The sequence below is a fragment of the Ruegeria sediminis genome, assembly GCF_005938215.1.
GTDB classification, from domain to species: Bacteria; Pseudomonadota; Alphaproteobacteria; order Rhodobacterales; family Rhodobacteraceae; genus Ruegeria; species Ruegeria sediminis.
This window is the reverse complement of the sequence record NZ_VCPD01000010.1, coordinates 30305-51654: the sequence shown is the minus strand read 5'-3', so window position 1 is coordinate 51654 and position 21350 is coordinate 30305. Positions and strand designations below refer to the sequence as shown.

Here is a 21350-nt window from a genome sequence, read left to right as displayed (position 1 = left end):
TCCTTTCCGTATTTTAAATCAGCATTTCCAGTTTGGACCGCGGGAACCGACTCAGAACAGAACCGATCCGGTTCTTTGGTACCAGACATAGCGCAGTCGACAATCCGTCCGCGACAGCCGCACTTGGGGCGGAAACCGACACCGCCCGGTGCAATGCGTTGCCGCCGCGCGGGTCGAGAATGTGTCCCTGCGCTTCGGCCAGCACTGTAGCCGCCGGCGCCGAGGTTGCAACGGCCCTGTCGCGCAGTGTGATCCTCTGACGCATGGTCCCGTCGGGACCCGCCAGCCCGACACGCCAGTCGCTGCCGTCGGCATGTCCGCCGAGCGCCGCGATCTCGCCCATGTCGACCAGAACATCGGTCAGGCCGTGCGACCTGAGCAGCCCGGAAATCCGGTCCGTCACCGCCCCTTGCGCGATGCCGTTGAGGGTCAGGCCCGACAGGCCGGGCTGTGACAGGACGACCGCGCCCGTCACGACCCGGACACCGTGCCAGCCTACTGCCGCCTTGGCGCGTGCGACCTCGTCCGCGGTGTCGCCCCTTGCCAGCGCCAGCCAGAGCGGCTGCACGCTGGGGTCGAAGGCGCCGCCCGTCGCGGCGTGCAACGACGCACACAGGCTCAGCACGTCCAGCAGTTCCGGCGCGGGATCGTTCAGGCGCCCATCTCGGTTCAGCCTGCTGAGTTGCGAGGCGGGGCGATAGAGGCTGAAGATCAGCTCCAGCCGTTCCAGTTCCGCCTCGACCGCGGCGATGATGGGAGCGGCCTGCGCCTCGTTCAGTCCTTCAAGGCGCAGGCTTGCCCCTGCCCCCATTGCGGTACCGCGCCACCGGGCAACGGGTGCCGCAAGGGCTCCCGTGGGCAGCGCCGCGCAGGCGGCAGAGATGGTCAGAAAGCGGCGGCGCGAAAGCTGAGTCATGCCGGAGTCTCCAATGCGAGGTCCAGATCGACGGGGCCCAGAACCTCGGTGTCGGGGATGTCGGACAGCGGCAGCACCGCGCCGCCGTATCGGGTGACGAAACTCTGCGCCGCTTCGGGATCTGCGAAGGGCACCACTTCGGGCGCGCCCATGCCGCCGGCAACATTCGCGCCGACCACAAAGACCGCTCCGTCGGCGAGAACCCAGTTCGAGATCCCCGGCGTCTGCCAACTGGCGGCCGCGCCCATGTCGCTGACATAGATGGCGGTGATCTCGGCGTCGCGTTCGGGGCTTGCGAGATAGGCCAGCATGTCCCGCACCTGGGCGAAGAACAACGGGGCGGGATGACCTTCGAGGTGGATCTGCCCCTTGGGTCCGCCATGTTCGGCAACGTTCATCTGGCAGAAATAGCTGAGCGCGGCTTCGGTCAGGTCGACAGGCGGCGGCGGCGCCGCGGCCTGTTCCTCCTTGCAGGCGGCCAGCGCCACCAGCGCGATCAGGGCGAAGCGTTTCATGGTTCGACCCTCCGGAATGCGGCGCGGGCGAGGACGAAACCCAGCACCGGCCAGATCAACAGCGAGGCGGGGGCTGCCCAGGCCGGCAGGGCCTGCGCCGCGCCGGTCATGCCCGACGCCATCGCGACGCCTTCGGTCGCGGCGATGTTCCACAAGCGGAATGCGTCGGCCGGGTTGGCCACCATCACCCAAGGAAAGACGGATCGGGTGAAGGTGCCGCTCTGATCCATGACCACAGCCCCCAAAAGCCCCAGGTCATAGAGAACGACAAAGACGAGCCAGAGCCCGGCCGACAGACCTGCCGCCGCGGTGGCGCCCCGTGCCAGGGCGGACAGCAGGTATCCCAGCGCCAGAAAGACGGCGCCCAGCAGGATGGAAGTGAGGATGAGACGCGCCAGCGCCGTCAGGCTTTCGGGGCCCGCGCCGCCGAACCAGGCGGCGACCGCTCCCGCAGTGCCGAAGCCCACCGTCATGGCGAAGGCGAGAGCGGCAAGATGGGCGGTGAACTTGCCCAGCAGGATTTCCCCGCGCCCCGCCGGATAGGACAGCAGCAGCGCAAGGCTGCCCCTGTCCACGTCACCGGCGATGGCGTCGAAAGAGATCATCAGCGCCAGCAGCGGCGCAAGATAGACCGACAGCGTGGTCATCGAAGCGACCGACACGGTCAGCATGTCCACGCCCAGGGTGCCGGTGGGTGCGCTGCCGGCAAAAGTCAGCGCCAGGGCGAACAGCACCATGATGAGCGTCGCCACCAGTAGCCAGCGGTTGCGGCGCAGGATCAGCATTTCGGCGCGGGTAATGGCGAAGAAACGGGTCATTGCAGCGCCTCCCGTGCATAGTGGCGGTAGAGATCCTCAAGTTTCGGCGGCGCCATTTCGACGTCGGCCACCGCCTCGCCCATGGCGGCGATGCGGCGCAGCGCCTCCATCTTGTCGGCAGGCGAGCAGAGCAGTTCGACCGAAGCGCCGTTGACGCGGCTGCCGCCCAGCTCGGCGGCCAGAGCGTCAGCGTTTTCGCTGGCGCGCACCCGCAGCTTGATCGGCAGGCCGGCCAGTTCCGACAGGTTGGCCAGCGTGTCGTCGGCCACCTTCACCCCCTTGCGCAGGATGGCGATTCGGTCGGTGCGGGCCTCGACCTCGGTCAGCGCATGGCTGGCGATCAGAACCGCCGTCCCCTGCCCCGCCAGTTCGTCGATGATGGCGTAGAGATCCTGCCTCGAGATCGGGTCCAACCCGCTGGTCGGTTCGTCCAGCAGCGCGACCTTGGGCCGGCCCAGCAGAACCTGCGCCAGGCCGAGGCGCTGCCGCATACCTTTGGAATAAGTGCCGATGCGGCGGTCGAGCGCATCGCTCAGGCCCACCCGGTCAAGCAGGGCGGGCACGTCGGCCCTTTCGCCGGAGAGGCGCGCGAACAGGGTCAACTGCTCGCGCCCGGTCAGGGCCGGATGGAACGAAACGGCTTCGGGCAGATAGGCGGTGTCGCGCCGGGCCGAGGCGCTGCCGGGAACGGCGTCGCCCACGCGGATCGTCCCGCTTTCGACTGGGATCAGCCCGAGGATGGATTTGATGAGGGTCGACTTGCCCGCGCCGTTGTGGCCCAGAAGCGCCACGCGCTCGCCGGGGGCAAGGGTCAGGTCGATATCGCTGAGGACGCGGGTCTTGCCACGGTCCTTGCAGACGTGTCGGATGGTCAGGGCCTTATCCGTCATGAGGCACCTTTTGCATTGCTGGGGGTTTGGGGGCTTGCATCAGTGGATTGCTGTCGATCACGCCGCCCGGCAGCAGCGCCGGAAAGGCCGATTGCGACCAGCGCACCAGTTGCACGGCGGGGGAGCCGAGCAAAAGTTTGGCTGCGGGTTGGGTCCACAGCACGTGGTCCATGCTGTCGTTGGGGCGATAGGGAGCGTCGGCGATGCCGTTGCCGTCCACGTCATAGGCGGCGAAATCGGACCAGTGATTGCCGCGGCCATCCTCGGACCATTCGACCCACTTGGTCGAGACGTATTTTACCTGCGTCCGGTTGCCGATGAAGGCATTGCCGACGATGCGGTTGCCCTCGGAGCCGGCGGTGAAATGGATGCCGATGCCGCATCCCTCGAACCAGTTGCCGGTGAATTCGTTCTTGTTGGCATTGTAGAGGAAGGTGCATTTTTCCTTTGCGCCCTTCACCACGTTGCCCGAGATCACGCTGTGGTTGGCATAGTTCAGCATGACGCCGTGTTCGCGGTCGTCGATCGAGACGTTGTCGGTGACCTTCACCCGCTTGGTGAACATCACCGCATAACCCAGATCGTTGCCGATCGAGACATTGCCCGAGACCTCGGAATTGTCGGCATACATGTAGTGAACGGCAAAGCGCAGATCGCGGAACAGGTTGTTCTTGAACACGTTCTTCTTCGAAGAGTTCACGAAGATCCCGTCGCGACCAAACTGGATGTCGTTGCCGTCGACCACCGCGCCGGGGGCGTTCCAGACATAGACGCCGTTGCCGCGCGCGTTCATGCGGTGATCCTGGCGGCCTTCGATCCGGTTGCCTTTCACCAGGCTGTTCCGGGCGCCGTGGATGTCCACGCCATAAAGATTGCCGATCAGGACGTTGTCGATGATCTGCGGCGCTCGCGCGGTCTTGGTCAGTTTGATGCCGCTGTCGATCTCTTCATGGTCCGAACCCGATCCGATTACCGTCAGCCCGCGCACGGTGACGCCCGGGCCGATGACGGTGATGACGCTGCCTGCGCCCTGTCCGTCGATCGTGGCATGTCCCTGCCCGTCGATTGTGACTGGACGGTCCAGAACCAGGGTTTCGGTGTAGATACCGGGCGACAGGCGGAGGGTGTCGCCCTCTTCCGCCTGCGCCAGTGTTTCGGCAATGGCCCCTGCCCGGTTGGGCACGTCCCAATCCGCCGCCCAGACGGGCGTGCCGAGCAGGAGCGTCAAGAGCAGGGGCCAGCGCATGGGTTATGCTCCCTGCGGTTCCACGAACATCCGGCCGCGCATCTCCATGTGGAGCGCGTGGCAGAACCACTGGCAATAGTACCAGTGCACGCCCGGACGGTCAGCGGTGAAGGTCACCGAGGCGGTGGCCTGCGGCCCGATCTCCATCGCGATGCCGTAGTTCGAGATCGTGATCCCGTGGGTCACGTCGTCAACGTCATCCATGTTGGTCACATAGAGCGTGACTTCGTCGCCTTGCTTGACCGTGAACTTCTCCATCGAGAATTCCGGCGCCACCGAGGACATGTAGACCCGCACCTTGTTGCCGTCGCGGATCACCTCTTCATGACCCCAGTCCAGATCGACGCCATCGGCCTCGGCCTGCTTGCGGGCATCTTCCCAGGTCGGGTCGTTGCGATCCCAGACGTTGACCGGGTTGACGATGTCGCGGCGCACGATGATCGAGTCATGCGGCTCGGCAAAGGTCGGCCCGTCGTGCACCACCTTCATCTCGTCGGTCGAGATGTCGATCAGCTGCTCGTTCTCGGGCTTGAGCGGTCCGGTATTGATGAACCGGTCTTTCGAGAACTTGTTCATCGAGATCAGCCACTTGCCGTCGGCCTCCTTGGTTTCGCCCATCGAGGTCGAGTTGTGGCCGGGCTGATAATGGACGTCGACCTTGGAGATGATCGGATCCACATCCTCGCCGGCATAGGCCTTGATCGCCTTCTCGATGTTCCACTTCACGACCTGGCTGTCCAGGAACAGCGTGGTGAACGCGTTGCCCTGGCCGTCATAGGCGGTGTGAAGCGGGCCGAGACCCAGCTGCGGTTCGCCCACGATGCACGACCGCGGATCCGCGTCGCTTTCGAACAGGGCGTCGAGCTTGGTCACGTCCATGATCGACACGGTGGGCGACAGCTTGCCGTTGATGCAGACGTGCTTGCCGTCGGGCGCCGTGTTGATGCCGTGCGGCGAGTTCGGGATCGGGACGTACCGGGTATACTTCTTGTTCTGTCCCTTGCGCCCGTCGATCACCTTGACGCCGTTCAGCTCCTGGTAGTCGCCGGCTTCGATGCCCGCCTCGATTTCCTTGAGGTTGAAGATGACGACGTGGTCCAGCTCGTTCTCGGTCATCTCGGCCAGGTTCATGCCCATTTCCGAGTTGTACGAGGTCGAGAAGGCATAGTTGCCCTGATAGTCGCAGTCGGTGTTGTCGAGGTTGCCCGACACGATCACCTGCCAGGCGATCTCCATCGTGTCGCCGTCGATTGCGGTGAAGATGTTCACGTATTCTTCGGGCTTGTCGAGAATAGTACCGTCATTGACCAGCGGCCCCTCATGCTCGCCATTGGCGAAGACATAGCCGGTGCGCGGGTATTTCTGCGGCCGCATGCCGTGGATGTCGTGCGCGTTCGGGATCTCGATGATCTTGTCGCACTTCATCACGTCGCAGCGCACACGGGCGACGCGGGTGTTGGCCTTGTCGTTCATGAACAGGTAGCGACCGTCATAGGTGCCGTCCGTGAAAGACATGTGCGGGTGGTGCAGGTCGCCGTTGTCGTAGGTCTTCTTGCCCTGCTTGGCGAGGAAGGCCTTGGTTTCTTCGGTCAGGCCCTCGGTCAGGATCTTCAGCGACTCGTTGGTCTGGCCCCAGCCGGTGGCCGAGCAGCGGTTGAACACCGGCACCCGCATCAGCTCGCGCATGGACGGGAAGCCCATGATGCGCAACTCGCCGGTCTGGCCCGAGGACCAGAAGCCGTAGTACTCGTCCAGTTCGCCCGGTTCCAGGTTGACCTTTGCGGCGGCGCTGGCCTGGCGGGCCGTCATCAGGGTCGAGCCCAGACCGGTCCCGGCGAGTACCGCGCCGGTCGCTGTCGCGCCCAGCAGGCCGCGGCGGGTGACGTTCAGTTTGTTTTCGTGGTCCGACATGGTCGTTCCTCCTTTCAGGAAACGGTTTGCGGTTTGGCGTTCGGATGGTTCGCCGGTGGTTGTCCGAGAGGGGTCTTGAGGTTGACTGACCCGGTCTTGGCCCGCCGTTTCAGCTGGCGGATGACGACGGGGCATTTGCTCTCGGACTGATACAGCACCTGACAGTGCAGGCAGGTGACGCATTCATTGGGGTTGATCTCTCCGGAGGGGTGGATCGCTTGGACCGGGCATTCGTTGGCGCAGGTCTGGCACGGGTTGCCGCAATCCTTGTAGCGCCGCAGCCAGTCGAACATGCGGACCCGTGCGGGAATCGCCAGCGCCGCGCCCAGCGGGCAGAGGTAGCGGCAGTAAAACCGCTCGATGAACAGACCGATCACCAGCAGGCCCACGGCGAAGACCACGAAGGGCCATTCCCGCACGAACTTGAGGATGATCGCGGTCTTGAACGGCTCGACCTCGGCGAATTTCTCGGCCAGCGGGATCGAGACGATGGACAGGCCGAAAAGACCAAGGAAAATCATGTACTTCAGCGGCCAGAGGCGTTCGTTCAGCCCCCAGGGCAGCGTCCATTGCGGGACTTTCAGGGCGCGCGCGATCTTGTTGGTCAGTTCCTGCAGCGCGCCGAACGGGCAGAGCCAGCCGCAATAGGCGCCGCGGCCCCAGAAGATCAGCGCCGCAGCCACCGCGAACCACTGGATGAAGACCAGCGGATCGAGCAGGAAGGCGTCCCAGGTGAAGCCCGAGCGCAGCGACCCCGCCAGCGCCATCAGGTTGACCACCGAAAGCTGCGCGTTGGCGTACCAGCCGATGAAGAACAGCGTGGCCGTCAGATAGCCGATGCGGAACCAGTAGAAGACACGCGCATTGGCCGTCGCCTGGAACTGGAAGAAGAAGGTTCCGGTCAGCACCAGCAGCATCGTGCCGAGGACCGCGATCTCGACCTTCCGGTCGCGCCAGATCCGCTGCCACAGGGCGGCCTTCGCGGCGGCCTCGCCGCCGGCGTCGTCGACCACCGCCGGGGCGGCGACGGGCAGCAGGTACTGCTCGGGCAGCCGGTAGCCGAGGTCGAAGGTGAGGAAGGATTTTTCCACGGCGCCCACGGCCCGCTGCACCAGCAGTTGCAGGCGGAAGGGCGCTGCCGGGTCGAATTCGGCGTCGGCGGGGACCTTGAAGATGTCCAGTTCGGTGAAGGTCGGCGCGCCGGCCGCGGCGACCTTGCCGATGCGCCGCTGCTGGCGGTCGAAGAACCGCACCGACCGGTCGCCCTGGATCAGCTGGATGCGGTCGAAGATGCCGCCTCGGACATAGCCCGAACCCTTGTAACTATAGGCGCCGCGGCCCAATACCAGGATGGCCTGTTCGCCCTCTTCCAGCCATTTGGTCAGGTTGTTGTACTCCGCTTCGCCCAGCAGGGATTTGCCGATCGACGGCACCGAGACCAGCGCCAGGTGCATGTCGATGAAGGTGTCGTCGGGCTGGCCCGGTTCGGGGCGGGCGGCGGCGCGCTGGTCGCCGGTGGCTTCGAAGGCCGCGTTGACCTGGCCCACGTCCAGCGTCATCCGCCGGATCGATCCGTCGCCGGACAGCGTCGCCCAGTCGTAGGTGGCGTCCTGCGACATGTCGATCTCGCGCTCCGGCCCCTCGCGCTGAACCTGCGACAGGCCGCCCAGCCCCAGCGCGCGGGCCACCTTGAGGCCGCCGCGCACCAGGCTGTCGTCGATCACCATGATCGTCACGGTGGCGCCCGAGATGATGTCGAGGTCATGTCCCTCGCCGCCGGTCTCGGCCTCGCGCTTGAGGTCAAGACCTGCGTAACCCTCTGTCAAAGCTACCATTTTCGAGTTCGGGATGCCGATCAGAACGATGGGTTCCGAGTGATCGACCAGCTTGACTCCGGTCAGGACCGCGTCGGAGTCAATGGCCGCGACCACGTGGATCGGCTTGCCGGAATAGCCGGTGGTGCCGACGAAGTCCGATGTCAGGAAGGCCCAGGCCACGGTCTCGCCGCCCTTCAGGACAGGGGCGACCTTGACGTCCTCGCGGATCGGGCCGAAGGCGTCGGCGCCGGGGGCGAGTTCAGAGGGCTCGATTTCAGGGAGGAAGCTGGCGAGGGTGTCGGCCTGCGCACTCAATGCCATCAGGCAGAACAGCAGGGGGGCCAGCAGGGTTTGGATTGCGCGCTTCACGACCACAGCGCACCTCCTGATCTTTGGATTGTCGCCATGGACGCGCGCCGGGCGCGTTCGGATTCTGTTTCGGGCGCGGCGGGGGGGCCGCGGTTGTCCGGCCAGAACTGGGCCGGATTGTAGGGTTTGTACACATTCCGCGAGGGGAAGATTTCGGATTGTACATGGTCCGGACGGGCCGTTTCCGGCAGATCCGGCGCGGGTCCTACACCGGTCACCGCGCACAGCACGCAGCTTGCGCATTCCGGGCAGGGCGCGGTGTCGCCGGCGTCTTCTTGGAGGTCGACCTGGACATACACCGCCCCTGCCTCCGAGCAGATCTCCATCCACACGCCCTCGTCCGCGCTCGCCAGCGCCGGGGAAAGCAGTTGCAGCAGCAACAGGAGGATACCCGCAAGCCCCGCCAGCGCGCGGTGGGCGCGGGCGAAAGACTTTGGATGCGGGCGGTGGGACAGCATGGAGACTCCGACTCGGGAAACTTGATGTGAGTCCTAGACCTTGGCCGCGCGACAAAACTTGACTTATATCAGGTTGGCGACAAAGTTTTCGCCACTATGCGCCGGATCAAAGCGTGCGTGAAGTCCCATTTTGAGACTTTTTGTCACGCGGTGAGAGACTTACGCAGCGGCAGTCGAAATGCCCGGACAGACACTCCGATTCCGCACGATCCGAACCGGAAAAACCGACGAGCCCGTCGGCGGGCATGGCTCGCGCAACGGGCTCAGGGGGTCTTGCGTGACGCGCGCGGCTACTGTGCCGCGACGGGCATCCGGGCGATCTGGCAGCGTTTCCACAGGGCCGACAGCGCGCCGACCAGGTGGTCGACATCGGCGTCGGTGTGAACCGGCGACGGGGTGATCCGCAACCGCTCGGTTCCCTTGGGCACGGTGGGGTAGTTGATCGGCTGGATGTAGATGCCGAACTCTTCGAGCAGCGTGTCCGAGATGAACTTGCACTTGACCGGGTCGCCCACCATCACCGGGATGATGTGGCTGGGATTGGGCAGGTGCGGGATGCCCACGGCGTCGAGCCGGGCGCGGACCTGCGCCACGCGCGCCTGCTGCGCCTCGCGTTCCTTCTGCGAATCCTTGAGGTGCCGGATCGAGGCGGCGGCCCCGGCGGCGATCGCCGGCGGCAGGGCGGTGGTGAAGATGAAGCCGCTGGCGAAGCTGCGCACGAAATCGCAGAGCGCGGCCGAGGCGGCGATGTAGCCGCCGACCACGCCGAACGCCTTGCCCAGGGTGCCTTCGATCACCGTCAGCCGGTCCATCAGCCCTTCGCGCTCGGCGATGCCGCCGCCGCGGGGCCCGTAGAGGCCGACGGCGTGAACCTCGTCGAGATAGGTCATCGCGCCGTACTTGTCGGCAAGATCGCAGATCTCCTTGATGGGGGCGATGTCGCCATCCATGGAATAGACCGATTCGAAGGCGATCATCTTGGGCGCGTCCGCGTCGGCGGCGGCCAGTTTCGCCTCGAGATCCGCAAGGTCGTTGTGCTTCCAGATCACCTTCTGCGCGCGGGAGTGGCGGATGCCCTCGATCATCGAGGCGTGGTTGAGCGCGTCCGAGAACACGATCAGCCCGGGGATCTTGGCGGCGAGGGTGCCGAGGGCGGCCCAGTTCGAGACATATCCCGAAGTGAAGAGGAGCGCGGCCTCTTTCCCGTGCAGATCGGCCAGTTCGGCCTCGAGCAGCACGTGATCGTGAGTGGTGCCGGATATGTTGCGGGTGCCCCCGGCCCCTGCCCCGCAGCGGTCGAGCGCGTCATGCATGGCGGCCAGAACCGAGCGGTGCTGGCCCATGCCGAGATAGTCGTTCGAGCACCAGATCCGCACGTCGCGCTGGGTCTGGCCGTCGGTCTGGCGCGCGTTCGGGAAGGCGCCGCAGCGGCGCTGCAGGTCGATGAATACGCGGTAGTTACCCTCGTCCCTCAGATCGTCGAGGCTCTGGGTGAAAAATCGCTCGTAGTCCATGACACGGTCTCCCGGAAATACTGGCTTTGGGACAACCTAAGTGCTGCGGCGCGGGCCGCACATGACTAAGGTCAAGTGGCGGGCATGGGATTGACAGCAGGGCCCGCGAAAAGGCAGGTGCGTCGCGCGAAGCTTTGGAATAGCTTGGTCCGGGGATGGACCGAATGGCCGAAAAGAGCCGGTACGGATAAAAGGGGATGCCTTCGTGGCGCATGAAGCACAAAAGACGATCGCGCGGGGATCGCTGCTGATCCGCTCATTGCCGGATCAGCACGTGGACACGCTGTTGAATCACGCCGTCTGGCGCAGGTACGAACGGGGCGAGACCCTGTTCCTGCAGGAGGAAAAGGCGCAGGCGATCCACGTGGTGATCAACGGCTGGGTCAAGCTGTACCGGATGGCGCCGACCGGGGCGGAGGCCGTGGTGAGCGTCTTTACCCGCGGCGAGAGCTTTGGCGAGGCGGTGGCGCTGCGCAACATGCCCTACCCGGTCTCGGCCGAGGCGGTGTCTGCCTGCGAGGTCATGCACATCCCCAGCCAGGTCTTCGTGTCGCTGATGAAGGAGGATCCCGAGATCGGCATCTCGATCCTGGCCTCGACCTTCACCCATCTGCATTCGCTGGTGGCGCAGCTGGAGCAGCTGAAGGCGCAGACCGGGGCGCAGCGGGTGGCGGAATTCCTGCTGAGCCTGTGCGACGCCGAGGATGGCGGCTGCGAAGTGACGCTGCCCTATGACAAGATGCTGATCGCCGGGCGCCTGGGGATGAAGCCCGAAAGCCTGAGCCGGGCGTTCTCGCGCCTGAAATCGGCGGGGGTGTCGGTCAAGCGGAACCACGCCGAGATCGACGACATCGAGGCGCTGCGCGACTATGCCGAAAGCGATCCGGCGGACAACTGGAGCAAGTCATGAGCGAACGGATGCAGGCGGTGCTGCGCGCCATCGACGCGGCCAACGCGGCGGACCGGAACCTGGACGACGGGATGCCCGAGGCGCAGCTTTACGGCAAGCGGATGAGCGAGGAGCTGAACCGGTTGTTCCCGGAGGCGTCCGAGGTTCTGCAGATCGCGGCGCGCGGCCAGCACGTGGAACGCTGGAAGCTGGCGCGCAGCGAGTATCCCGAGGGCCGCGCCGGCTACCTGGCCTGGCGCAAGGCGCAGGGCGTGCATCACGCCGAGGTGGTGATGGGTATGATGGCCAAGGCCGGATACGGCGCCGAAGAGATCGAGGCGGCGGGCCGGATGCTGCGCAAGGAAGGCATCAAGCGCGACGCCGAGGTGCAGGCGCTGGAGGACGTGATCTGCTTCGTGTTCCTGAAGTGGTATTTCGCGCCCTTCGCGGGCAAGCACTCGGCGGAGAAGATCCAGCGCATCGTCGAGAAGACCGCCCGCAAGATGTCGCCCGAGGCGCGCGAGCGGGTTCTGTACGAATTCGATCTGCCGGAGGATCTGGCGGCGGCGTTCCGGGGCTGAGACGCCGGGGGCCGGTCAGAGCAGGTAGAGGACGAACACCAGGATCGTGAAACCCGACAGGACGATGGTGAATCCGCGCAGCCAGGCGGGACTGTCGGCCAGGTCCAGGTAGCGGGCGAGGATCACCCTTGCCTTGGCCAGCGCCAGCAGCAGGATGCCGCCGCCGACGAGTTCGGGCAGGATCGGCAGCATGGTCAGCAGCGCCGATGCGAGGCTGAGCAGCAGCAACGCGAGCCAGGCGCCGGTCAGCAGGTCGGGACGCCGGCGGCGGCAGTCTTTGGGAAGGGGTGAAGCCTGTTCCATCGCATCAGCCCAGCAGGTAGACGACCGGGAAGAGCATCACCCAGACCAGATCCACCATGTGCCAGAACTGCGCCCCGGCCTCGATGTTGCGGGGATCGTCGCGCCAGGCGACGAGCAGCAGGATGCCGACCCCGGCCACCACATGGGCGGCGTGAAATCCGGTCAGCAGGTAGTAGAACATGAAGAAGGGGTGGGTTTCGAAATTGATGCCCTGCGCCGCCTTGCCGGCATATTCCACACCCTTGATGATCAGGAACACCACGCCCAGCGCCGCGGCCCCGACCAGCGCGAGGCGCGCCGCCTGGCGGTTGGCCGCGCGGCGCCATTGCAGCGCCTGGGCGGCGAGGAAGCCCGAAGAGACCAGCACCGCCGTGTTGAGCGCCGCGCCGGTGCGGTAGAGATAGGACTGCGCCTCGGCAAAGCCCGCGGGATCGGTCAGGCGCACGCCCATGAAGGCGACGAGGCCGGCCCCGAACACCAGCAGTTCCGAGACGATGAGCACCCACATCAGCAGCTCGCCCGGAAGCTCGTCTATGAGGGATGCGTCGCTCATGCGCCCACCAGTTGCCGGTAGATCTGCGGCAGCGCCATGGTCAGGCGGGCCGGGTCGGGAATGACGGCGAAGCCGCCCTGCCCGAACATGCGGGGGAACCAGCTTTTGCCGGTCTTGTCGATGGTCACGCCAAAGACCGACTGCCCGGCGCGTCGGGCTTCGCGGACGGCCATGCAGGTGTCCTCGATGCCGTGGCGGCCCTCGTAGTGGTCGAGGTCGTTGGGCTTGCCGTCGGTGATGACCAGCAGCAGCCGGCGCTTGCGCGACTGGGTGGCCAGATCGGCCGAGGCGTGGCGGATGGCGGCGCCGAGGCGGGTGTAGAAGCCGGGGCGCAGCGACGCGATGCGCTGTTCGACCGTCGAGGTCATCGGTTCGCCGAAGCCCTTGCACCGCTGGACGTAGACGCGGCTGCGCTTGAGCGACGAGAAGGCGTGGATGGCGAAATCGTCGCCGCAGGCGTTGAGGCCCCAGGCCAGCGCGGCCAGCGCCTCGCGTTCGATGTCGATCACGGCGCGGCCCGAGACGGCGCTTTCGGTGGAGCGGCTGACGTCGAGCAGGATCGACACCGCCAGGTCGCGGGCTTCGGGGCGGGATTGCATCCAGACCCGCTCGGAGCCTTCGCCGTTGGCGAGCCTGTCCACCTGCGCGCGCACTGCGGCCTCGACATCCAGCTGGTCGCCGTCCAGATGACCGCGGGTCATCACCCGGCCCGGGCGCAGCGCCTCGAACTGGCGCTTGACGGCGCGGATGCGGCGGGACGTGGCGGGGTCCTTGCCGAACTCGGCGGCGTCCTCGCGGATCTCGGCGTCCGAGATCAGGACGTTGACGTGATCGGGCAGATACTGGCCCGAGCGTACGTCCCATTCGGGATAGAGCACCCGGCCCGAGAGGCGCTCGCGGTCCACGTCCTCGGGGGCGAGGTCGAGATGCAGCTTGAGCCGGGTCGGCGGCGCCTTGGAGATCTGGCCCAGGCCGATCTCGTCCTGGTCGTCGGCCGCCTTCTTGGCGTTGTCGGGGTCGTCGTCGTCGATGCGGCGGTTCAGGTTCAGGAACTCGGCCCAGCTGAGGATGGCCTCGAACTTGTGCAGAATGAAACTGTCGTTGCGCTCGGCCTGGTCCGACTTGCGGCGGCGGGCGCGGTGGGTCTTTTCGCCGGATTCCTCGGGCGGACCGTCGGTGTCGCGGCTTTCCACCTCCTGATGCTCGGAAAAGGCGACGGCGCGCAGTTCCGGCCAGAGCGGCACCGGGCGGAAGGGCTGATAGCCGCGCGGCGCGGTCGGGTCGCTGTCGGCGGATTGCAGGCGGCGCGCCTCGGGCGTCAGCGGCGTCGGGTCACCGAGCATCTGGCGGATCAGTTCTTCGACCGCGGCTTCGGCGGGCGGCAGATTCGGCAGGTTGCGCTGATGCAGAAGCCCCTTGCAAAGCTCGATGTAGAGCGGGCGCAGGCCGGGGGCGTTTTCCAGTGTCGCCTCGACCATGACCTGCGCCGCAGTCAGGGCGCGGAGATCGGCGCGGAGGGGGTCGTCCTCGTCGATCCGCGTGCCCGCGTGGGCCGCCGTTGCCGCCAGCCAGACGTAGAGCGCGCCATTGGCTTCGCGGGAGGGGTAGACGGCCAGCCGGTCGGGAAGGCGCAGCACCTCGCCGTCGAAGGAGGCCCGCGGCAGCAGTTCCGCCTCGGTGCCCAGACGGCGGCGCCAGCTCAGCCGGTGGCGGGAGACCTCGGGCGAGACGGGGCGCAACTCGACGCCCGGACTGCCCCCGAGGCCCCGGAATAGGACTGCCAGCCGCCCGCCGACCTCGGAGAGGTCGACTGCGGCTCCTTCATGCGCCTCGGGCGCATCCAGGCGGCTGGCAAGGTTGTGCCACAGTTTCCCGATGGTTTCTTCGGGTTCCCATGGCTCGAAGTCGATCCTGACCATTGGCCGGCCTCACCCAAAGACGGCCGTGACAAGATCGAGGAGCCCGCGTTTGATATCCTCGTCGTCGGTGAGAGGTTCGATCATGGCGGCAAGGATGGCCCGGTCGGTGGACATGCCCTGCGCGATCAGCGTGGCGGCGTAGACCACGAGACGGGTCGATACGCCCTCTTCCAGGTCCTGCCCCTTGAGCCCGCGCAGCTTGTTCGCCAACCGGATCAGCGGCTTGCAGCGGTCGAGCGCCAGGCCGCTTTCCTCGGCCACGACGCGCGCCTCGAGATCCGGCGCGGGGAAGTCGAATTCGACCGAGATGAACCGCTGGCGGGTCGAGGGCTTGAGGGTCTTGAGAATGTTCTGGTAGCCCGGGTTGTAGGAGGCCACCAGCATGAAGCCGGGCGCGGCCACCAGTTCCTCGCCGGTGCGGTCGATGGGCAGGATGCGGCGGTCGTCCGTCAGCGGGTGCAGCACCACGGTGACGTCCTTGCGCGCCTCGACCACCTCGTCGAGATAGCAGATGGCGCCTTCGCGGACGGCGCGGGTCAGGGGCCCGTCCACCCAGACGGTTTCGCCGCCCTTCAGCAGGTAGCGGCCGATCAGGTCGGCGGCGGCCAGGTCGTCGTGGCAGGCCACGGTATAGAGCGGCCGGCCCAGTTTTGCGGCCATGTGGGCCACGAAGCGGGTCTTGCCGCAGCCTGTCGGCCCTTTCAGAAGGACCGGCAGGTTGTTTTCATGCGCGGCGGTGAAGACATCGCATTCATCGCCCTGCGCGAGGTAGAAGGGGGCGTCTGCCGCCCCCATCCCGAGGTTCATTGAACCGTCCATGATCATCCCTCCGCAGCCACGTGGTCAGGGTCTTTGTCGAGACGATCCTGTTCGACCGGACCGGGTTCAACAACCTCTTTCCGCGGCATCCAGATGGCGTAGATGAACAGCAGCGCGCCGATCACGAACACCAGGCCGGAGCCGAAGCGCATCCAGTAGAAGATCGCCAGCTGGTCCTGAACGTCCATGTAGTAGTCGCCGAGGACCCGCTGCAGGTGCGTCTGGATCGTACCGGCGAAGGTCAGCACGAAGGTCATGAAGGTCATGCCGCCGGCCATCAGCCAGAACGATGCCATGTTGAGCACCTGGTTGTAGGGATCGCGGTTCTTCAGGATCGGCATGGCGTAGCTGAAGATGGCGAGGTTCAGCGCGACATAGGCTCCGAAGAAGGCCAGGTGGCCGTGCGCCGCGGTGATCTGCGTGCCGTGGGTATAGTAGTTCACCCCGTGCAGCGTGTGCAGGAAGCCCCAGACGCCGGCGCCGAAGAAGGCGAGCGTGGCGCAGCCGAGCGACCACAGAAGCGCGGCCTTGTTCGGGTGGTCACGACGGCCTTTCCAGACCATGACGAAGGCGAAGGCCATCATCGCGAAGAAGGGAACCACCTCGAGGCTCGAGAAGATCGAACCGATCCACTGCCAGTAACCGGGGGTGCCGATCCAGTAGTAGTGGTGGCCGGTGCCGAGGATGCCCGAGAACAGGGCGGCGGCAACGATGACATAGAGCCATTTCTCGACGATCTCGCGGTCGACGCCCGTCAGCTTGAGCATCAGGTAGGCGAGGATCGACGCCATGATGAGTTCCCAGACGCCTTCGACCCACAGGTGGACGATGTACCACCAGAACATCTTGTCGAGGGCCAGGTTCTCGGGGTTGTAGAAGCTGAACAGGAACAGCAGCGCCAGGCCCCAGAGACCCAGGAGCAGGATGTTGGTGATCGCGGTCTTCTTGCCCTGCAGCACCGTCATGGTGACGTTGTAGAGGAACAGAAGCGCGGCCACCACGATGCCGGCCTTGACCCATTTCGGCTGTTCGATGAATTCGCGGCCTTCCTTGCCCAGCAGCCAGTGGCCTTCGAACAGGTTGAAAGTGTAGGTCACGACCACGCCCAGCGTGCCGATCACCAGGATGGCGAGCTGCAGGTAGGCGATCTTTTCCGAGTGGATCTCGCGTTCGGCCTCTTCCGGGATCAGGAAGTAGGCGGCGCCGAAGAAGCCGGTGATCAGCCATACGATCAGCGCGTTGGTGTGGAGCATCCGGACCACGTTGAACGGCAGCAGTTCCGACAACGTGTTGGGTGCGACATAGATCCAGCCGGCGAGCAGACCGCCCAGCACCTGGACCGCAAACAGCGCCATGGCCACCGCAAAGTAGGCCAGCGCAATTCTTTGGGATTGATATTTCATGGCCTCAAGTCTCCTTATCCCGCATCATTCGGCGGCCAGTCCTGAGCGTCGATCGTGTTGGTCCAGATCAGGAAGTCGCTGAGATTGCGGATTTCTTCGTCGGACAGATTGAAGTTCGGCATCTGACGACGGCCTTCGATGCCGGTGGGTTGCGCCTCCATCCACCCCTTCAGGGTCTCGAAGGCGGCGTCGGGATCTTCCAGAACCCCCCAGCGTTCCATCACGTTCGCCAGTTCAGGGGCGAAGTATGCGCCTTCCCCGAGCAGGGAATGGCAGTTGATGCAGGTCTTGTCCTCCCACACCTTTTTGCCCGCAGCCACGCTGTGGGTCAGGGTTTCCTCGTTGGTCGAGGTGGTCTTGATGTATCTGACCGAGTGGTAGGACAGAGCCAGAAAGATCAGTATGAAGAACAGTGACCCGCCATAGAATATGTTGCGGGCCATGCTTTTTGTCATGACTTCGCGCATTGCGCTCTCCTTTGCGCCGCTTTGCTGATAGCCGGAACATGGCCGCGAACGCGCGCCCGCGCCTTAACCAAAGTCAAGGGTTTGAGAGCGGTGAGAATTTCGACGTGAGAAATGGCCTAGCGGCCGCCGGTGGACACGTTGGCCCCGGACCAGTACGCGACCATCCTGGAGACCTTGCCGTTTTCGTCGAATTCGAAAACGTCGATGATCCGCATGGTCTTGCCGTCCGAGTGGGCGGTGAAGGCGAAGGCGGCGGCGTTGCCCGCCACCCGGACCTCGCCGTCGAGCGCGGCGTCGATCGGGTGCAGGAACGGGCCGTTGGCGAAGAAGGCGCGGATCGCGGGCAGACCGGCGACGGGGTCCGCGCCCAGGGGATCGAGCAGGACCGCATCGTCGCTGAAGACGGCGGCGACGGCGTCGAGATTCGCGGCGTTGAGCGCGGCGATGTAGGATCGCACGACCCCGGTCCTGTGGGCAACGGTGGCGTCGCTGACCGCGGCCGCGCCGAGTCGGTTCTCGATCGTCTCAAGCCTGTCGGCGCCGTGCCGGGGCGTCTTTTTCATGCCGCGTCCTCTCCCGCGTTGCGCGGCCAAGTCTAGCCGCGATCCGGGGATTTCCAAAACGGCGGGGGCGGATGCTTCAGCCGGACTTGGCCGCCCGCGGGCCGACCAGCGCGGGCCACATCGAGACAAGGTAGAGCCCGAACGCGGCGACCCACAGCGCGTCGGTCGCCAGCAGCGCGGCCATGTAGATCCCGCCGAACTCGGCCCCGACCCAGCGCAGCAAGGCGGCGGCGGCCATCAGCCCGTAGGCCAGCGCCATCGGCGGCGGCGCCACCAGCGCGCGGCCGCTGTGACCGAGCGCCGCACGGCTCATCACCGCCAGGGTCATGCCGCCGACGCAACCGATTCCCAGCACGTGCAGCGCGCCCACCTCGCTGCCGATTCCCAGCAGCGCCATCCCCCAGAGAATCAGGCCGAGGGCCAGCATTCCCAGCCCCAGGTGCAGCGCGATCAGGATCGGCTGGCGCAGGGCCCAGCGGGCGCGCCAGCGGGCCAGCCGCAGAACCTGGATCAGGCCGAGCAGCAGCGCCAGCGCGCCGGCCAGCGGCCCCGCGCCGAAGAGCAGAATCAGCGGCGGCAGGGCGAGGGCCAGAATCAGGCTGGTCTTTTCCAGCCGCTCGACGCTGACCGGCCAGGCCTCTTCCGGCTCGCCGTCGCGCTTCATGGCGTTGCGGGTGAAGGCCGGGGTGATCCGCCCGCCGAGAATGGCGATCATCGAACACAGCGTCAGCAGCCCGGCCCGCAGCCCGGTGCCGAGCGTGTCGCCGGTCAGGCCCAGCCATTCGAGATGCGTCATCAGGTTGGCGGTCCAGATGAAGGCGAGCAGGGCCAGGAAGACCATGTTCTGCGGTTTCGGGCGGCGCAGCAGCTGCGAGGCGATCTTGACGGCGAGGACCGGCACGAAGGCGAGATCCGCCGCCGCCACCAGCCAGGGCGCCAGCGACGCCGAGAACCACATCGCCATCCGCCCCGCCAGCCAGAGCCCCGCCGCAGCCGAGATGTAGGCGGCGCGGGCGCCCGGCGCGCCGGTCCAGTTCGGCACAGCGGTCAGGAAGAAGCCGCCCAGCGCCGCCGTGGAATAGCCGAAGATCATTTCATGCGCGTGCCACATCGCCGGTGACATGGCATAGGACGGCTCGCCCATCGACGCGCCGCCGGCCTGCATCGCCAGCCATATTCCCCAGACCAGTCCGGTGAACACGCCATAGAGCCCGGCGGACAGGAAGAACACCCGGAACCCCTCGCCCATCACACGTCCGACAACAGCCGACATTCGTTTTCTCCTCTGGCCCGGACTGCGCATCGGGGAATGCCGGGCGCGAAACCGATGAGACCCCTATCGCGGGCGCGCGCATGGAATGATGCGCACGGCCCCGCGAAACCGACCTCTACCGGCGGAGCGGCCCGCCGCACTTAACCAAAATCAAATCCTGCGGCCAAAATCGCCGCGGGTGTGGGCCGAGCGCCCCTGCGTCCGGATGACACTCCCCCCCGTTTCACGTTTCCGAGAGCATCGTTGACTTTTGTCAAGGCGGCACCACCCCCCCTTGCCGCAGTCTCTGCCCTGCCTCACCACGCATATGGAGAGTGATCATGTCACTTGGAATCAGCTACAAGAAAACCGGGCGCGCCTATGGCGCCGGGTTGGCGATGCTGCTGGGCACTGTTGCCGCACCAGCCTTCGCCGAAGAGCCAACGCTCAGCGAGGAAGCTTTCGAGGCCTCCAAGCAACTCTACTTTGAACAATGCGCCGGCTGTCACGGCGTTCTGCGCAAAGGCGCCACCGGCAAGGGCCTGGAGCCCTCATGGAAGAAGACGGCGGCCGACGGCACCGTCACCGAGGGCGGCACCCTCAAACTCGGCCAGGAACGTCTTGAAAAGATCATCGCCTGGGGCACCGAGGGCGGCATGAACAACTTCTCGGACATCATGACCGAGGACGAGATCCGCGACATGGCGACCTACATCATGATGGAGCCGCCGAAGCCGCCGGAGATGTCGCTTGAGCAGATGAAGCAGACCCGCAAGGTCTATGTGGAGGAGGCCGACTATCCGACCGAGCCGCTGCATGGCCGCAACTGGGAAAACTTCTTCGTCGTGATCGAACGCGACGTGGGCAAGGTGGCCATCATCGACGGCGACACCAAGGAGGTCCTGACCCACATCCCGACCGGCTATGCCGTGCACGTGATCAAGGCGTCCGAGCACCACTCGATCAGCGAACCGGAAAACCCGGGCCGCTTCTGGTACACCATGGGCCGCGACGGCAAGATGACCAAGATCGACCTCTGGCAGACGCCGGACAAGATGCTGGTTTCCGAAGTCAAGATCGCCTACGACGCCCGCGACGTGGCCATTTCCGGCGACGGCAAATACGTGATCGGTGGCGGCTACTGGCCTCCGCACTTCGCGATCGTGGACGCGCAGACCATGGAGCCGCTCAAGGTGGTTTCGACGCGCGGCATGAACATCGACGGCGATTACGTGGAAGAAAGCCGCGTGGCCGCGATCTACACCACCCCGCACGAGCCGACCTGGCTGGTCGCCGTGAAGGAGCTGGGGCAGATCTGGCAGGTGGACTATTCCGACCTGGACAACCTGCGGATCGACAAGATCGACAGCTCCAAGTTCCTGCATGACGGGTTCTTCGACCCGACAGGCCGGTACTTCCAGATCGCCGCGAACGCGTCGAACCAGATGGTCGTCGTCGACACCAAGGAGCGCAAGCTCGAGGCGCTGATCGACACCGCCGCCCTGCCGCACCCCGGCCCGGGCGCCAACTGGGACGATCCGAATTGCGGCCCGGTGGCCGGTACGACCCACCTTGGCGTCGGCACCGTGACCGTCTGGGGCAACGATCCGGAGAACCGCCCGGACGACGCCTGGAAAGTCTGCTACGAGGTCGAAACCGACGGGCCCGGCCTGTTCATCCGCACGCACCCGAATTCCAAGTACGTGTGGGCTGACCAGACCAAGCACCCCGAGCCCGAGATCCAGCAGTCGGTGCAGGTCATCGACAAGGAGACCGGCGAGATCGTCAAGACGATCCAGATCACCGAGGATGAAGGCAGCGCCGCCGTCCACTTCGAGTTCAACAAGGACGGCACCGAGGTCTGGGTTTCCAAGTGGAACCTGTCGGACTCGAAGGAACCCAACGGTCAGATCGTGATCTTCGACGCCGAGACGCTTGAGGAAATCGGCCGCATCGACGGGCTGTTCGCCCCGACCGGCAAGTTCAACGTCTACAACCGTTCGAACCACGTCACCTGACGCATAGGCATCTGCCGACGGAAGGGGCGGGCCCCGCGCCCGCCCCTTTCCCGTTCCCGGCCTCGCGGATCAGACATGCCGCGACGCGCCAGGGTCCAGAACACAGCAACGCAACCGGCCTGTCACCCA

Annotated in this window: 20 protein-coding genes; 3 read left to right on the top strand and 17 right to left on the bottom strand. The window is 65.7% G+C overall.

The features are described 5' to 3' along the window. Window positions 1-13 precede the first annotated feature (13 nt). The 9 genes from FGK63_RS19550 to hemA form a co-directional block, all read right to left on the bottom strand. Window positions 14-916 carry an FAD:protein FMN transferase gene (locus FGK63_RS19550; RefSeq protein ID WP_138845451.1) on the bottom strand — a complete coding sequence of 301 codons (903 nt, stop codon included), beginning with the start codon at window positions 914-916 and terminating at the stop codon, window positions 14-16. Beyond that, window positions 913-1431, bottom strand: a complete 519-nt coding sequence (locus FGK63_RS19545; protein ID WP_138845449.1) for a nitrous oxide reductase accessory protein NosL — start codon at window positions 1429-1431, stop codon at window positions 913-915. The genes FGK63_RS19550 and FGK63_RS19545 overlap by 4 nt, the downstream gene beginning before the upstream one ends. Next, window positions 1428-2249: an ABC transporter permease gene (locus FGK63_RS19540; protein ID WP_138845447.1), complete on the bottom strand. Its 822-nt coding sequence runs from the start codon at window positions 2247-2249 to the stop codon at window positions 1428-1430. Before FGK63_RS19540 ends, FGK63_RS19545 begins: the two co-directional genes overlap by 4 nt. Further along, the gene (locus FGK63_RS19535; protein ID WP_138845445.1) at window positions 2246-3139 is read right to left on the bottom strand and encodes an ABC transporter ATP-binding protein; all 894 of its coding nucleotides are present in this window, start codon (window positions 3137-3139) and stop codon (window positions 2246-2248) included. Before FGK63_RS19535 ends, FGK63_RS19540 begins: the two co-directional genes overlap by 4 nt. After that, window positions 3129-4385 (bottom strand): nitrous oxide reductase family maturation protein NosD, encoded by a 1257-nt coding sequence (locus FGK63_RS19530; protein WP_138845443.1) that lies wholly within the window; start codon window positions 4383-4385, stop codon window positions 3129-3131. The genes FGK63_RS19535 and FGK63_RS19530 overlap by 11 nt, the downstream gene beginning before the upstream one ends. Before the next feature lie 3 nt (window positions 4386-4388). Continuing rightward, a complete protein-coding gene (gene nosZ, locus FGK63_RS19525) occupies window positions 4389-6296 on the bottom strand; it encodes a TAT-dependent nitrous-oxide reductase (RefSeq protein ID WP_138845441.1) in 1908 nt (635 codons plus the stop codon). Window positions 6297-6310: 14 nt separating this feature from the next. Further along, window positions 6311-8434, bottom strand: coding sequence for a NosR/NirI family protein (locus tag FGK63_RS19520; protein WP_138845516.1), 2124 nt, complete (start codon window positions 8432-8434; stop codon window positions 6311-6313). Window positions 8435-8478: 44 nt separating this feature from the next. Next, a complete protein-coding gene (locus FGK63_RS19515) occupies window positions 8479-8940 on the bottom strand; it encodes a DUF2946 family protein (protein ID WP_171052716.1) in 462 nt (153 codons plus the stop codon). A gap of 290 nt (window positions 8941-9230) precedes the next feature. Further along, window positions 9231-10454 carry a 5-aminolevulinate synthase gene (gene hemA, locus FGK63_RS19510; RefSeq protein ID WP_138845438.1) on the bottom strand — a complete coding sequence of 408 codons (1224 nt, stop codon included), beginning with the start codon at window positions 10452-10454 and terminating at the stop codon, window positions 9231-9233. Between the two features lie 205 nt (window positions 10455-10659). Between hemA and FGK63_RS19505 the strand changes: the two genes are divergently transcribed. Beyond that, on the top strand, window positions 10660-11364 hold the full coding sequence (locus FGK63_RS19505; RefSeq protein WP_138845435.1) for a Crp/Fnr family transcriptional regulator: 705 nt from the start codon (window positions 10660-10662) through the stop codon (window positions 11362-11364). Continuing rightward, window positions 11361-11924, top strand: coding sequence for a DUF4202 domain-containing protein (locus tag FGK63_RS19500; protein WP_138845433.1), 564 nt, complete (start codon window positions 11361-11363; stop codon window positions 11922-11924). Before FGK63_RS19505 ends, FGK63_RS19500 begins: the two co-directional genes overlap by 4 nt. Window positions 11925-11939: 15 nt before the next feature. Here the strand turns inward: FGK63_RS19500 and FGK63_RS19495 are convergent, their stop codons facing one another. The 8 genes from FGK63_RS19495 to FGK63_RS19460 all read right to left on the bottom strand — a co-directional run bounded on the left by FGK63_RS19495 (window position 11940) and on the right by FGK63_RS19460 (window position 19224). Next, the gene (locus FGK63_RS19495; RefSeq protein WP_138845431.1) at window positions 11940-12227 is read right to left on the bottom strand and encodes a cytochrome C oxidase subunit IV family protein; all 288 of its coding nucleotides are present in this window, start codon (window positions 12225-12227) and stop codon (window positions 11940-11942) included. A gap of 4 nt (window positions 12228-12231) precedes the next feature. After that, a complete protein-coding gene (locus tag FGK63_RS19490; RefSeq protein WP_138845429.1) occupies window positions 12232-12780 on the bottom strand; it encodes a cytochrome c oxidase subunit 3 in 549 nt (182 codons plus the stop codon). Beyond that, complete coding sequence (locus tag FGK63_RS19485) at window positions 12777-14699, bottom strand: nitric oxide reductase activation protein NorD (protein WP_138845427.1); 1923 nt, start codon at window positions 14697-14699, stop codon at window positions 12777-12779. Before FGK63_RS19485 ends, FGK63_RS19490 begins: the two co-directional genes overlap by 4 nt. Before the next feature lie 9 nt (window positions 14700-14708). Then, window positions 14709-15518 (bottom strand): CbbQ/NirQ/NorQ/GpvN family protein, encoded by an 810-nt coding sequence (locus FGK63_RS19480; RefSeq protein ID WP_246044092.1) that lies wholly within the window; start codon window positions 15516-15518, stop codon window positions 14709-14711. 2 nt (window positions 15519-15520) lie between these two features. Further along, a complete protein-coding gene (locus FGK63_RS19475; RefSeq protein ID WP_138845423.1) occupies window positions 15521-16921 on the bottom strand; it encodes a cbb3-type cytochrome c oxidase subunit I in 1401 nt (466 codons plus the stop codon). Window positions 16922-16935: 14 nt separating this feature from the next. Beyond that, window positions 16936-17388 carry a c-type cytochrome gene (locus FGK63_RS19470; RefSeq protein ID WP_138845421.1) on the bottom strand — a complete coding sequence of 151 codons (453 nt, stop codon included), beginning with the start codon at window positions 17386-17388 and terminating at the stop codon, window positions 16936-16938. Window positions 17389-17504: 116 nt separating this feature from the next. Then, window positions 17505-17951 carry a nuclear transport factor 2 family protein gene (locus FGK63_RS19465; protein ID WP_138845419.1) on the bottom strand — a complete coding sequence of 149 codons (447 nt, stop codon included), beginning with the start codon at window positions 17949-17951 and terminating at the stop codon, window positions 17505-17507. 76 nt (window positions 17952-18027) lie between these two features. Further along, on the bottom strand, window positions 18028-19224 hold the full coding sequence (locus FGK63_RS19460) for an NnrS family protein (protein ID WP_138845418.1): 1197 nt from the start codon (window positions 19222-19224) through the stop codon (window positions 18028-18030). A 320-nt stretch (window positions 19225-19544) separates the two neighbouring features. Between FGK63_RS19460 and FGK63_RS19455 the strand changes: the two genes are divergently transcribed. Next, entirely contained in the window at window positions 19545-21221 is a 1677-nt protein-coding gene (locus tag FGK63_RS19455; RefSeq protein WP_138845416.1) for a cytochrome D1 domain-containing protein, read from the top strand. Window positions 21222-21350 lie beyond the last annotated feature (129 nt).

Bases quoted from the DNA above. Each gene is read 5' to 3' on its own strand.
- FGK63_RS19545 (WP_138845449.1), bottom strand. From the start codon at position 1,431: ATGAAACGCTTCGCCCTGATCGCGCTGGTGGCGCTGGCCGCCTGCAAG.
- FGK63_RS19455 (WP_138845416.1), top strand. From the start codon at position 19,545: ATGTCACTTGGAATCAGCTACAAGAAAACCGGGCGCGCCTATGGCGCC.
- FGK63_RS19515 (WP_171052716.1), bottom strand. From the start codon at position 8,940: ATGCTGTCCCACCGCCCGCATCCAAAGTCTTTCGCCCGCGCCCACCGC.
- hemA (WP_138845438.1), bottom strand. From the start codon at position 10,454: ATGGACTACGAGCGATTTTTCACCCAGAGCCTCGACGATCTGAGGGAC.
- FGK63_RS19465 (WP_138845419.1), bottom strand. From the start codon at position 17,951: ATGAAAAAGACGCCCCGGCACGGCGCCGACAGGCTTGAGACGATCGAG.
- nosZ (WP_138845441.1), bottom strand. From the start codon at position 6,296: ATGTCGGACCACGAAAACAAACTGAACGTCACCCGCCGCGGCCTGCTG.
- FGK63_RS19485 (WP_138845427.1), bottom strand. From the start codon at position 14,699: ATGGTCAGGATCGACTTCGAGCCATGGGAACCCGAAGAAACCATCGGG.
- FGK63_RS19460 (WP_138845418.1), bottom strand. From the start codon at position 19,224: ATGTCGGCTGTTGTCGGACGTGTGATGGGCGAGGGGTTCCGGGTGTTC.
- FGK63_RS19530 (WP_138845443.1), bottom strand. From the start codon at position 4,385: ATGCGCTGGCCCCTGCTCTTGACGCTCCTGCTCGGCACGCCCGTCTGG.
- FGK63_RS19480 (WP_246044092.1), bottom strand. From the start codon at position 15,518: ATGGACGGTTCAATGAACCTCGGGATGGGGGCGGCAGACGCCCCCTTC.
- FGK63_RS19540 (WP_138845447.1), bottom strand. From the start codon at position 2,249: ATGACCCGTTTCTTCGCCATTACCCGCGCCGAAATGCTGATCCTGCGC.
- FGK63_RS19490 (WP_138845429.1), bottom strand. From the start codon at position 12,780: ATGAGCGACGCATCCCTCATAGACGAGCTTCCGGGCGAGCTGCTGATG.
- FGK63_RS19550 (WP_138845451.1), bottom strand. From the start codon at position 916: ATGACTCAGCTTTCGCGCCGCCGCTTTCTGACCATCTCTGCCGCCTGC.
- FGK63_RS19495 (WP_138845431.1), bottom strand. From the start codon at position 12,227: ATGGAACAGGCTTCACCCCTTCCCAAAGACTGCCGCCGCCGGCGTCCC.
- FGK63_RS19470 (WP_138845421.1), bottom strand. From the start codon at position 17,388: ATGCGCGAAGTCATGACAAAAAGCATGGCCCGCAACATATTCTATGGC.
- FGK63_RS19535 (WP_138845445.1), bottom strand. From the start codon at position 3,139: ATGACGGATAAGGCCCTGACCATCCGACACGTCTGCAAGGACCGTGGC.
- FGK63_RS19520 (WP_138845516.1), bottom strand. From the start codon at position 8,434: ATGGCATTGAGTGCGCAGGCCGACACCCTCGCCAGCTTCCTCCCTGAA.
- FGK63_RS19500 (WP_138845433.1), top strand. From the start codon at position 11,361: ATGAGCGAACGGATGCAGGCGGTGCTGCGCGCCATCGACGCGGCCAAC.
- FGK63_RS19475 (WP_138845423.1), bottom strand. From the start codon at position 16,921: ATGAAATATCAATCCCAAAGAATTGCGCTGGCCTACTTTGCGGTGGCC.